This window comes from Peribacillus acanthi (assembly GCF_003073175.1).
GTDB classification, from domain to species: Bacteria; Bacillota; Bacilli; order Bacillales; family DSM-1321; genus Bacillus_BN; species Bacillus_BN acanthi.
The window spans coordinates 5,249-17,407 of sequence record NZ_QBBX01000024.1; the positions used below are offsets into that span (position 1 = coordinate 5,249).

A 12,159-nucleotide genomic window follows, 5' to 3' on the forward strand; every position below is an offset into this window, starting at 1 on the left:
TCACTTTTGCCATCGATGACTTCTTCGTTAGCTAAAACTGTTCCTAGAGCCGGACACCAGTTTACTGGTACTTCATCTACATAGGCTAAACCTTTTTCATACAATTTTGTGAATATCCATTGTGTCCATTTGTAATAACTAGGGTCGGTTGTATTCACTTCACGGTCCCAATCGTAAGAAAAGCCTAATGCCTTAATTTGACGACGGAATGTATTAATATTTTGCTCCGTGAATTCAGCTGGATCATTTCCTGTATCTAAAGCATATTGTTCTGCTGGTAAACCAAAAGCGTCCCAACCCATTGGATGTAAAACATTATATCCTTGCATACGTTTCATACGAGAAAGGATATCGGTGGCAGTATATCCTTCTGGATGTCCTACATGAAGCCCAGCTCCTGAAGGATACGGGAACATATCCAATGCATAAAATTTTTGTTTACCTTTTTCTTCTGATGTTTTAAACGTTTTATTCGTTTCCCAATATTGCTGCCACTTCTTTTCAATGTTTTGATGATTGAAACTCATACATCTTCCTCCTACATTCAAATTGTTCCTTGAACCGAATTAGGAATGAGAAATAGAAAAACCCCTCATCCCTAAAAAAGGGACGAGAGGTTTGTATGTATTCTCCCGCGGTACCACCCTAGTTGGCGCAAAAAATGCACCCCGCTCGTTCATCCGTAACGTAGACAAAACGTCAGACACTACTGTTCTTCATGCCTGCAGCTCAAAGGCGAGTTCACCATCAATCCCGGTTGGCTTGCACCAAACGCCAACTCTCTAAAACGGGTTCTAACAGTTACTACTCCTTATCAAAGCCTTTTTAATAGTTAATCAGTTCATTATAACGTTATTCTAGTCAATTCCCAATAAAAAAGCAAGAAGGCTAACCATTATACTATTACTTTTTTCTAATAGTATGTACAGTCAGCCTTTTTTGTTACAAATAATAAAAATTTTTAGGAAGCCTGCTCATACGCAGTTTTTTCTCGCTTTAATGCTCGATCATAAATCATTGTTGTTCCCATAGCTAGAACGAACAAAATCATGAAGATCGCAAACATCATTTGCATCCCATACCAATCTACAATGAATCCACCAAGTAAAGGACCAATCATTCTACCTGCAGTAGCCGTACTATTGACAAGACCTTGGTAAAAACCTTCTCTCCCTTTAGGAGACAATTCATTCGCAATCGTTGGAACTGCTGGCCAAACAAACATTTCCCCGATGGTCAGTATCACCATAGCGGTTAGGAAGCCTGCAAAATTGCCCGCAAATGAAGCAACCGCAAAAGAGCCGATAAAAATTACTAAACCAATCATGATTTGTTTCTTTAAATTCTTTGCAAACTTGTTCACTAATTTATTCACAATCGGTTGACCTAATACAATTAAAGCCCCATTAATTGTCCATAAAAAGCTATATTGCTTTAATGTAATGCCAATGTCCTGTGTATAACTAGCAATGGTCGTTTGCCATTGTACATAACCTACCCAGCATAGTAGATAACCTGTGCATAAGATAAGAATAGAAGTTAATATGGACTTGTTTTTTATCGGTTTTCCTTCTGTCATGATATTAACGGATTGTGCATAATTTCGACCCATATTTTTAAAACCAAATACAACTAGAGCGAAGAAAATCACATACATCAGTGTATTCCCAATGAATATATAAGTAAAAGAGTAACTAGCAATTAAACCACCTAATGCAGATCCAATCGCTACCCCTAAGTTTTGTGCAACATAAACAGCGTTGAAAGTTCTTCTTCCACCTTCGGGCCAAACAGCTCCAGCTAGAGCATAAATCGCTGGAAACACAATACCAGAACCGAATCCAATGATGGTTAAAAAAATGACATAAAAAGGCCAATCATGGAAAAAACATAACCCGATTAATGCAATCAACGTTATAAGAATTCCTGTCAGTATTGATTTATAGCCTCCAACTTTATCATATAAAGTCCCACCGATTAGGTTTCCAAATACACTCGCAAATGAGTTGAGCAACAGAACAAAACCTGCGACAGAGAGAGATTTCCCTAACTCATTATGTAGATAAATCGTATTCAACGGCCATAAAAACGAAGCTCCAGTAACATTTACAACCATACCGATTACAATAAGCCACAGATTTTTCGGCATATTTACCCTCCTCCTATTTCGAGTGCCAAAATAATTGTATGTGGCGGTAGTAAAAGTTGCAACGGAATTCTGTATCTATTGAAATAGTAAGTTTTTCATGAATATTCAAATAAATGTTAGTTCCGATTCATCACTAGAATTCCTTTTGCCAATGTACGAAAAATTAATAAACAAATCCATATAAAAAAGAAAAACCCTAGCCTTAAAATCGCTAGGGTTTGTATAATCAATCTCCGTTAAACATATCAAAAATTCCGCGAGCAATGCTTCCTTCGTCTTTTGTTCCACCGCCAGCTGGCATTGCCGCAAACACTCTGCTAGCCAAGCGGCTGAATGGTAAGGACTGTATCCATACCGTACCTGGGCCACGTAAGGTTGCGAAGAATAAGCCTTCTCCTCCAAATAAAGCAGTTTTAACACCTTTGACCATTTCAATGTTATAATCTACGCCGCTTGTCATTGCAACAAGACATCCAGTGTCGACACGTAGCAGTTTACCCGGAGCCAATTCCTTTTTAATGATAGTTCCTCCTGCATGAACAAAGGCCATTCCATCGCCTTCAAGCTTCTGCATGATGAATCCTTCCCCACCGAAGAAACCTGCGCCAATCTTACGTTGGAATTCAACCCCAACCGAAACTCCCTTTGCTGCTGCCAAAAAAGCATCCTTTTGACAAATGATTTTGCCCCCTAATTCGCTAAGATCCATCGGTATGATTTTCCCTGGATACGGTGAAGCGAAAGAAACATGCTTTTTTTCATGCCCATTGTTCGTGAAGGTAGTCATGAAGAGGCTTTCACCAGTTAACACCCTTTTACCAGCGCTAAATAACTTCCCCATCAAGCCTCCGCCGCCTTGAGAGCCATCGCCAAAAATAGTTTCCATATGTATATGATCTTCCATCATCATTAAACTACCTGCTTCTGCTACGACTGTTTCTTTAGGATCTAATTCCACTTCTACAAACTGCATATCATCGCCGTAAATTTTATAATCAATTTCATGGTTGTTCATAATGAAACCTCCATTTGAATTTTTAGAATACTCTTATTGTAAAATAGCCTCCTATGAAATGCTACTTTAATTAATATTTGATGTCTTCCCGACTTTTCATAAAAGCTTATATAATCCCGACTTAAAAGACTATTTTCCCGACTTCAGACACTTTATTCCCAACTTTTCGAAACTCCCTTTTATCCTTTAATCATAAATGGGTCATCCGAGAAATTCGAATGACCCATTTCACAATTATTCTTGACGTTGCTTAGATTTTATCGGCTGGCCACCTGATTGCTCATATCTCTTTTTTGCTTCTTTCACAGGATCATAATCTTTGCCAAGCTCCACGTCTTGATTATTGATTCCGTTTCTTGTTTTTTGTTCAGGATTATTTTGTTTTGATCTTTTCTTCATGATGGACCTCCCGGAATTAATGTTTCAAATGAGACATGTCGCTTTGTAATTGCATAAGCTGCATTTTCATTCGAGCTAATTGTTCACGTTGTTGATCATTACAGCTATCATTCATTTTTTGAATTTCATAAATGGCTGTTTCTAGAAGTTGTTGTCCTTGCAAGAATTGATCATCATTGTAATGTTCTTGTTTCGATCCTTCTATATATTGCCCCTGAGCGATTCGGATTACATCCTCACAGTTCTGCATTAAATTTTCTACAGATTCTCTAGTAGCCATTTTTCGCCCTCCTGCATCACATTCATCATCCAAGATTAAACAAACGTTTGAAAACCATTGTGATGATTTGACCAACCATCCCTATTATCTTGCCTAATTAAGATTGTTCTTATTGAAAATAAAGATGGAAAGTAAGGAAAAAACTCTGTGTCAGACCAACAATATGCTATTGGTAGCAAGTTCTGGTTCATGATAAAATAGACGTTATGCTTAGAAAACCGCGCGGAAGATAAAAAGGGAGGTTATACCTTTGAAAAGTACTGTTACAAATCCGTTTGCTTATGCAAGTGACAACAAACGATACCATACTTGGAATTATCATTTAAGAAACGAATTTGGACATAAAGTATTTAAAATTGCTTTGGATGGAGGCTTTGACTGCCCCAACCGTGATGGCACTGTAGCATTTGGTGGATGTACATTCTGCAGTGCAGCTGGATCAGGTGATTTTGCCGGTAACCGTGCATATGACTTAGAAAAACAATTTACTGATATAAAAGATAAAATGCATTTAAAGTGGAAAGACGGAAAATACATGGCTTATTTCCAAGCCTATACAAATACACATGCGCCTGTTGAAGTTTTACGAGAAAAATTCGAGGCTGTTTTAAAACAAGAAGGTGTTGTAGGTATATCTATCGCTACTAGACCAGATTGCCTGCCCGATGATGTGGTAGAGTATTTGGCCGAATTAAATCAGCGGACTTATTTATGGGTTGAGCTTGGACTACAGACCGTACATGAAAGAACTGCTTTATTGATTAACAGGGCCCATGATTACCAAACCTATGTCGAAGGTGTCAAAAAGTTGCGCAAGCATAATATCCGAATTTGTTCACATATCATCAATGGCTTACCTTTGGAGTCTCCTGAAATGATGATGGAAACAGCTAGAGAAGTTGCCAAATTAGATGTACAAGGGATTAAAATCCATCTTCTTCACTTATTAAAAGGCACTCCTATGGTAAAACAATACGAAAAAGGCATGCTTGAATTCCTTACTTATGAAGATTACGTACGCTTAGTATGCGACCAACTAGAAATTTTACCTCCTGAGATGATTGTGCACCGAATTACAGGAGACGGCCCGATTGATTTAATGATTGGACCGATGTGGAGCGTCAATAAATGGGAAGTATTAAATGGAATCGATGCCGAACTAAAACGACGTAATAGTTGGCAAGGAAAATTTTATAATATGCGAGTGGAGGTATAATATGAAACTTCAGCGAATTCTACCTTTTGCTCGAGAATTATTACATGAAGCAGTGAATGAAGGAGACATTGCTGTTGATGCTACAGCTGGAAATGGTCACGATACTTTATTTTTGTCAAAGCTAGTAGGAGAATCTGGAAAAGTTTTCTCGTTTGATATTCAAGAACAAGCCATTCATAATACAAAATTAAAATTGGAAGAAAATCAACTAGCCCATCGTGCAACATTAATCCAACAAGGCCATGAACATGTAATGGACTTTGTGCCCCAAGAATTACATGGTAAGGTTACTGGTGCCATCTTTAACTTAGGCTATTTACCGGGTGGAGATAAAGCTATAGCTACCCATGCAAACACGACTATTCAAGCGATAGAGCAACTACTTGAAATTATGGCACCAGAAGGGATCATTGTACTTGTAATTTACCATGGTCATGAACAGGGAGCAAAGGAGAAAGAAGAACTTCTTAAATATGTAGCATCTTTGCCGCAAGATTTAGCCCACGTGTTGAATTATAGTTTCTTGAATCAAAAAAATAACCCTCCTTTTATCGTTGCAATTGAAAAAAGAGGGTAGGTAGTGTGGTTTTGAAGAGGGGTCAGTGCACCTCTTTTTTTAATGGAATAAAATTTCTTTTGTAGCCCTATAATCACTTGGGGCTAATCCTGCATATTTCTTAAAAATACTGCTAAAGTAATTGGGTGTATTGAACCCTAAATCATCTGAAATTTGTTCAATCGTATGATTTGTATGACGCAACATCCAAATTGCCCTTTGTAACCTAATGAAGGTCACAAACTCAACAAAACTTCTTCCTGTTTCCTTTTTGAATAATCGACTAAAGTAAGTAGGACTAAAATTAGCAAGTCCAGCTGCTTCTGAAATGGTAATTTCCTTCATGAAATTACATTTGATATACTCAATGACCTTTTGGATTTGTTCGTTTTTTGTGAAATCGTCATAATATCGTAATTGTAGTCGGTTCAATGGAGGTGTTCTTCTTGCTTTAATTGCTTCGCGATACGAGAGGTGAAGTTTTAATGAATCCTGGTAAATGGACCCGACCCCTATGTAAAGTTGTATTCCATACTCTTCTTTAAGGACATGGATAATTTGTAAAAGAGCATTTTCCCCATCCACCCAATCCTGGAAATGGGTATGAACCCCAGGCACTCTTAGAAGCATCAATAAATGTCTCCTAAATGAAATATAGGAAGTGGAACCCACAAGCTTAGTGAAATGCACCTGAAAAGTTCTTTGTATAATGCTGGTAGCTTGCCATCCCTCTACCTTCTCCCTATCCGGATCACAAACAAATCCTTGGATAAATACAACACAATTCGGAATCTCAATATCTGTCAAAAATGATCTAGCTTGTACAACTTCTTGTTCATTATAGATTTCCCCTCTTAAAAGTCTCCTTAAAAAGGCTTCTTGAAAAGGGACATTAAACCCATGAAGGGATTTTTGTTCTTCGATTTCCTTATAAATATCACTATAGTTCGATTCTTGGCAGTTCACATCTTTCACAACTTTACGTATGGTTCGAATGAAGCTATTTCGTTTTAAAGGTTTTATGAACATAGATTGCAGTTTCAATTCTACCGCAATCGGTGATGTATGAATCCACTCTTTGGATAATAAAGGAAAAATAATACAATCTTTATTATTTTTCTTATATCTATGTATTTTGACCCAATCAAATAAATTTTCAATTTCCATTATAAATACATTTGGTTTTTTATTCGTTTTTGCTTCCTCGAATAGAAAGCGATTAGGATATACTTCATGAATCCAATTCATGATTTTTGCTTTTTCTCCGTTATCTTTAATCTGTAATTGGATGTGCAGCACAGTGATATCCTCCTTAAAACAATAATTCCCATATTCATCATACCACACCATTTTTAGAATTTAGCAAATATTTATACATTTTGGACAATAATGTGTAAGGTATCTATCTCTCCTCTCGCGTAAAATGGTGTAAAAATATCCTTTTTCAAAATATTTTGACAAAGGCAAAACTAATAAGGGAGGAATATCCATGGCAAATGAGTACTCGGAATACGCTTATGTAGAAGCCGGTACAGTTGATGTTTCAGAGCTGGAACCATTGGATGAATCAACATCCAAAATCATGAAAGATGAGTTTAAAACAGGATTCAGACTTACCTTGTTTTACTATGTATTTATTTTAGCTATTCCTATTTTAAACTGGTATGCTTCTGATTTTATGTTTTCCAGAATGTGGGGTGGAATGACCTATTCCTGGTTCCTAACAAGTATTGTCGCTATGGCGATGGCGTTCATTATTGCTTATATCCATACCACCCTTTATGAAAAACGGATTAAGAAATATCAAAGCCTTGATCAATTACCTGAAGGGAGGAAGCTAGGATGATGGCAACAATTTTAGAACCTAAAATGCTGATGACGATACTTCTTATGGGGACGATCGTCTATATTACTTATTTGACTAAAAGAAATGCTACCTCTTCTGATTTTTTCGTAGGTGGACGTAGTTTTGGATGGTTTACAAATGGATCTGCAATCGGCGGAGATTATTTAAGTGCTGCAACCTTCCTAGGAATAGCGGGTCTAACATTCCAATTAGGTTATGACGGGGCATACTATGCTTTCTGTTTTTCAATTGGATTAACTTTATTAGCTATTTTCGTCGCAGCTCCCTTACGCCGTTTTGGTGCATATACAGTCGCAGATTTTCTAGCATACCGCTTCCATAGTAAAAGGGCACGTCTTGCTGCTGTAGCGGTTGTACTTGCGATTTCAGGATTTTATGCGGCACCACAATTATTAGGAGCTGCACAGATTTTAAGTATGTTTTTTGGTACTAGCTATGAATTCGGAATTATCTTTACATGTGCTGTAATGGTCTTTTATGTTGGGGTAGGTGGAATGAAAGGAACGACGATTAACCAAGCACTTGAGCTTTGGATTCGTCTTGGAGCCTTCATCCTAATGGTAGCTGCTGCTATATATGGTGGTTTACACTATGATAAAATCTTAGCAGCTGTCAATGAGTTTACTGGTACAGTAAGCAACACTTCTCAATTTGCATTAGACGGTAAGGATGTTACATTTGATGGTGAAACTTGGACGGGAACTGGAAACTACTTCCCATCTTTCTGGCAAACGATTTCTATGACAATTGGTCTATCATTAGGTACGATTGGATTGCCCCATATCCTTTTACGCTTCTATACAAACCCTAGCGCAAAAGCAGCTCGTAAATCAGCTTTAATGGCAATCGGAATTGCAAGCGTTTTCTTTTTCTTCGCAGTTTATCTTGGAGCAGTTGGTCGTTCAATTTTCCTAGCGGGTGATGCAAGCGACCAAGTTATGAAGGACTTAGTAGCCGGCGGTAATAATATGGTTATCCCATCTACAGCTCAAGCACTAGGTGGAGAATGGTTACTTGGTTTAGTTATCGCAGGTGCATTCGCGGCAATTTTCTCTAACCTTTCTGGATTATTTATTGCAAGCTCTGGAGCATTAGCTCATGACTTATATGCATCCATGTTCAAAAAGAATATTACTGAGAAACAACGTGTAGTTGCAGGTAAAGTATCCATATTAATCCTAGGTGTACTTTACGGAGCACTAGGTTTAATGGTTAAAGAAGCATCTATCGGTCACTTGGTTGCACTCGCGTTTACTGTAGCGGCAAGTACATTTACTCCAATCTTTATTTTAGGAATTTGGTGGAGAGGCATGACAGAGAAAGGTGCCATCGCTGGACTTGTTATTGGATTGGCAGTTTCCATGTACATGATCTTCTTGCCTCAGACATTGCCAGTCTTCCTACAATTTAAAGTTCCTGGTATCATTACAGTTCCGATCGGTTTCTTATCTGTCTACATCGTTTCTAAACTTGATAGAAGAGTTCCGGCAGACGTAAATGAATTCATGAAAAAGGTTCACTCAAAAGAATCTGAAGCAGCATAAAATCAAAATCCCTACCTCTCTTACGAGCGTAGGGATTTTTTGTCAATTAGCTTTAACCTTTAAAGGCATGATCTTCTTGATATTCCTATAAAAGCGAGCATTGATGTAAAAAAACATAGACTGTATTCCACCCTGTCTGATAAGTTTCCTGGATAGCTTCTTTAAGTCTTTACGCTTAGCAACTTTATCATCTGATAAATACAATCCTAAAAGACCTCTATGAATTAACCGATGAAACCTTTTATGAGGCATATAATCGAGAAACTGATCTGCTTTTTTGATGAAATGAGATAGTCTATTGAACATTTCATCATGGTTTGAATAATAGAAGCAAAAATTCAAATCACCGCCCTCAAGGTCCTCCTCTTGGTCGATAAAATAATCCAGCATGATATGAAGGCCTTGAATATATGGAAAATAACCTTTTCGGATCATTTCTACAGATTCCTCTTTAAAGTCAGATCTCAAGGCATAAGAAATTAAACAAAAAATCCCTAAGGTCGAACCTGAACAAGCTGAAAACTCATACCATGACATCTCCGGAAGCTTGTCCTCATGACGGTTAAACCATTTTTGTAACCTCTCAACCCGCTCATCTTTAGTAACATGCTTATGTACTTGCAAATCACAATAGTACCCACACAATTCTTTTAAGGGTTCTTTAATCATCTTGTAATTAGACAGACTTCGATTAAGTGTCTGGCAAGTTTCCACTAAGGACGCTAAATAACCTCCGTCATCCTGATCTTCACGAAAACGATAGTAATTAGTAGGATTGGATTCTTGAAGAAGGGCATGATACATAGATTCGTGCAATGCCTCAAAGTCTTTTGGATCTAAGGATGTGCTTCGATCGCATAAATTATCTAGGTAGTCACTAATGGTTTGATAAGCAATAATGAACTGGATTGCTTCCGCTTTACGTTCCTCTGCAATCAATGACAAGATTGCCCCACCTTCACAGTGGAAATCTTTCCATTCAATACTGGCCAATGCTTGCTTCCGTAGTTCTTCATTCGGAATACTTTCCGCTTTGCCTTTCCAAACTTGCAGCTCTCTATGAACAAGGGGGAATATTTGTTTATAAACTGAGTTCATTAAATGAATAGGTGTTGCCGGAATACCCATACCTAGTCTCCTCTCACACAATATAACCTAATGTTCGTAAACGAGTTTCTACAAACCCTTTAGCATAATTGAATACATCTTCTCTTTCAGGTTCATTGAAAATTTCGTGATACAGATTTGGCCATTCCTTATATTGCTTTTCACTTACCATGATTAAATTAAACCATTCTCTAACTAACTTTTTATCCACAATCAAATCTTCCCCAGCCTGCATAAGTAAAATTGGTACATCTTCAATTTCCGGAATTTTTTCAAATGCTTCTTTAATATTTGTAGCAAGTTCCCGATACCACCGAACGGAAACTTTTGTGATATAAAGAGAATCATTTACATCTATTTCGCGAACTTCGTCATTACGTGTAGCCATCTGGATAGTCAATCCAGAATTCATACGTAAACTCGGCCAAGCTACATTTAATAAATACGACATAGCATTTAACGGCTTAGCTGGTACATGAATTAGGCCGAGGCACGGTGAGGATAGAATCAAACCACTGATATTTAAATTTTCTTCTTGAAGGAGACGAATCGAAATTAGCCCCCCCATGCTATGGCCGTGGAGAAAAACAGGTAGGTCATAATCTAAGGCAGCTTCTATCCATATTTTTACTTCATCGAGGTATTCTTGAAAGGAATCGATATGGCCTCTTCTAGAACGTGTGGTCATACCTTGACCAGGCAAATCACCCATAATGACATGATAGCCAGCTAATCTCCACATCTCAACAAGCCACCTGTATCTTCCATGATGCTCCATCGCACCATGGATAATGACGATCACTGCTTTAGGCTCAGCTTCTGCTTCCCATTTCCACATACAAAGACCTCCTGTTTAGGGGAAATTTTGAATAATTTAATCTGACCACTTACTTCCCATGCAAATTTATTCTATTCTTGTAAAAGAGCAATTATCTTATGTCATCATATTAACATACTACCTATACAAATCTAGGAGGAGACATTATGAACATTTATCCTTATAAAGACAAGTCACCTGAAATTCACGAATCTGTATATATTGCCGATCATGCTGTTGTAACAGGAGACGTGAAAATAGGTGAGCATTCAAGCGTTTGGTTCAATACAGTAATACGAGGAGATGTCGCACCAACTATCATTGGAAAAAAAGTTAATATTCAAGATAATAGTGTACTCCATCAAAGCCCAAATAACCCATTAATCTTAGAAGATGAAGTCACGATTGGCCATCAGGTCATTCTGCATAGCTGCAAGGTTCGAAAAGGAGCATTAATTGGAATGGGATCGATTGTGTTAGACAACGCTGAAATCGGAGAAGGAGCATTCATTGGAGCGGGTAGCCTTGTGCCACAAGGAAAAGTCATTCCACCGAATACTTTAGCATTTGGTCGACCTGCCAAAGTCATTCGTGAATTAAATGAGGATGATATTAAAGATATGCTCCGAATTAATAGAGAATATGCGGAAAAAGGTCAATATTATAAATCGATTAAAAAATAAGGAATTCACTATGGAGTAACTCCATAGTGAATTCTATTTGTTTGGCTCAATTCGTATAGATTGTTGTTTTAATTTTATATAGGTTGTCCGTTGATTTCCGCTCCAGGCACTTGCTTTCCGGGGGGCAGGCGGTGAGCTTCCTCGTCGCTAACGCTCCTGCGGGATCTCACCTGTCCTGCTAATCCCCCAGGAGTCAATCGCCCTCCACTCCAATCAACTAGTTTGGCTCACACTCTAGCAGGTTGCCAAGTCCAAGTTGCCATTTTCTTTACATTCATGGCAGCAAACGTAAGCATCGCCTGCATAGACAATTTTTTGAGACCTCGTAAGGTTGTCCATCGAATACCATGCTTTTCTTTCGCATCTGCAAAAACACGTTCAACCGTCTCCTTGCGTTTAGCGTATATCTGTTTGATTACATCGTTGTGACGTAGATGTTTTGTCTCTTCTAAGTAAGCTTCCCAAATATGACGTTGTATAAGTTTTTGATGGTTTTTACTTTCCGTACATTGCGATAGAAACGGAC

The 12,159-nt window shown here is 37.9% G+C and carries 14 protein-coding genes and 1 other annotated feature; of the genes, 5 read left to right on the forward strand and 9 right to left on the reverse strand.

Annotation, left to right across the window (positions count from 1 at the left end):
- From DBX25_RS21525 to DBX25_RS18220, 5 genes are all read right to left on the reverse strand, one after another.
- Positions 1–527: class I tRNA ligase family protein (locus tag DBX25_RS21525; RefSeq protein ID WP_240620412.1), on the reverse strand; the 527-nt coding region annotated here is incomplete at its 3' end.
- 75 nt (positions 528–602) lie between these two features.
- Positions 603–827 (reverse strand) — a binding site (T-box leader).
- Between the two features lie 134 nt (positions 828–961).
- On the reverse strand, positions 962–2,149 hold the full coding sequence (locus tag DBX25_RS18205) for an MDR family MFS transporter (protein ID WP_108672203.1): 1,188 nt from the start codon (positions 2,147–2,149) through the stop codon (positions 962–964).
- A 226-nt stretch (positions 2,150–2,375) separates the two neighbouring features.
- Entirely contained in the window at positions 2,376–3,164 is a 789-nt protein-coding gene (locus DBX25_RS18210; protein WP_108672204.1) for a TIGR00266 family protein, read from the reverse strand.
- A 234-nt stretch (positions 3,165–3,398) separates the two neighbouring features.
- Positions 3,399–3,563, reverse strand: coding sequence for a glycogen biosynthesis protein GlgD (locus DBX25_RS18215; protein ID WP_108672205.1), 165 nt, complete (start codon positions 3,561–3,563; stop codon positions 3,399–3,401).
- Positions 3,564–3,579: 16 nt separating this feature from the next.
- Positions 3,580–3,843 carry a DUF2524 family protein gene (locus DBX25_RS18220; RefSeq protein ID WP_108672206.1) on the reverse strand — a complete coding sequence of 88 codons (264 nt, stop codon included), beginning with the start codon at positions 3,841–3,843 and terminating at the stop codon, positions 3,580–3,582.
- A gap of 250 nt (positions 3,844–4,093) precedes the next feature.
- Between DBX25_RS18220 and mnmL the strand changes: the two genes are divergently transcribed.
- Positions 4,094–5,059: a tRNA modification radical SAM protein MnmL/YtqA gene (gene mnmL, locus DBX25_RS18225; RefSeq protein WP_108672207.1), complete on the forward strand. Its 966-nt coding sequence runs from the start codon at positions 4,094–4,096 to the stop codon at positions 5,057–5,059.
- A 1-nt stretch (position 5,060) separates the two neighbouring features.
- Positions 5,061–5,636, forward strand: coding sequence for a tRNA 5-(aminomethyl)-2-thiouridylate-methyltransferase MnmM (gene mnmM, locus DBX25_RS18230; protein ID WP_108672208.1), 576 nt, complete (start codon positions 5,061–5,063; stop codon positions 5,634–5,636).
- A gap of 39 nt (positions 5,637–5,675) precedes the next feature.
- Here mnmM and DBX25_RS18235 read toward each other — a convergent pair whose 3' ends face one another.
- Positions 5,676–6,914, reverse strand: a complete 1,239-nt coding sequence (locus tag DBX25_RS18235; protein ID WP_170110144.1) for a helix-turn-helix domain-containing protein — start codon at positions 6,912–6,914, stop codon at positions 5,676–5,678.
- A gap of 190 nt (positions 6,915–7,104) precedes the next feature.
- Between DBX25_RS18235 and DBX25_RS18240 the strand changes: the two genes are divergently transcribed.
- Entirely contained in the window at positions 7,105–7,461 is a 357-nt protein-coding gene (locus DBX25_RS18240) for a hypothetical protein (protein WP_108672210.1), read from the forward strand.
- Entirely contained in the window at positions 7,458–9,026 is a 1,569-nt protein-coding gene (locus DBX25_RS18245; protein WP_108672211.1) for a sodium/solute symporter, read from the forward strand. The genes DBX25_RS18240 and DBX25_RS18245 overlap by 4 nt, the downstream gene beginning before the upstream one ends.
- Before the next feature lie 42 nt (positions 9,027–9,068).
- Here the strand turns inward: DBX25_RS18245 and DBX25_RS18250 are convergent, their stop codons facing one another.
- Together DBX25_RS18250 and DBX25_RS18255 are read right to left on the reverse strand one after the other, a co-directional pair.
- Positions 9,069–10,154: a tetraprenyl-beta-curcumene synthase family protein gene (locus tag DBX25_RS18250; protein ID WP_108672212.1), complete on the reverse strand. Its 1,086-nt coding sequence runs from the start codon at positions 10,152–10,154 to the stop codon at positions 9,069–9,071.
- Positions 10,155–10,167: 13 nt separating this feature from the next.
- Positions 10,168–10,971 (reverse strand): alpha/beta hydrolase, encoded by an 804-nt coding sequence (locus DBX25_RS18255; RefSeq protein WP_108672213.1) that lies wholly within the window; start codon positions 10,969–10,971, stop codon positions 10,168–10,170.
- Between the two features lie 146 nt (positions 10,972–11,117).
- Here DBX25_RS18255 and DBX25_RS18260 point away from each other — a divergent pair, with 146 nt between their 5' ends.
- Positions 11,118–11,633 carry a gamma carbonic anhydrase gene (locus DBX25_RS18260; RefSeq protein ID WP_108672214.1) on the forward strand — a complete coding sequence of 172 codons (516 nt, stop codon included), beginning with the start codon at positions 11,118–11,120 and terminating at the stop codon, positions 11,631–11,633.
- 227 nt (positions 11,634–11,860) lie between these two features.
- Here DBX25_RS18260 and DBX25_RS18265 read toward each other — a convergent pair.
- The coding region (locus DBX25_RS18265; RefSeq protein WP_205685262.1) for a transposase at positions 11,861–12,159 on the reverse strand (299 nt) is incomplete at its 5' end.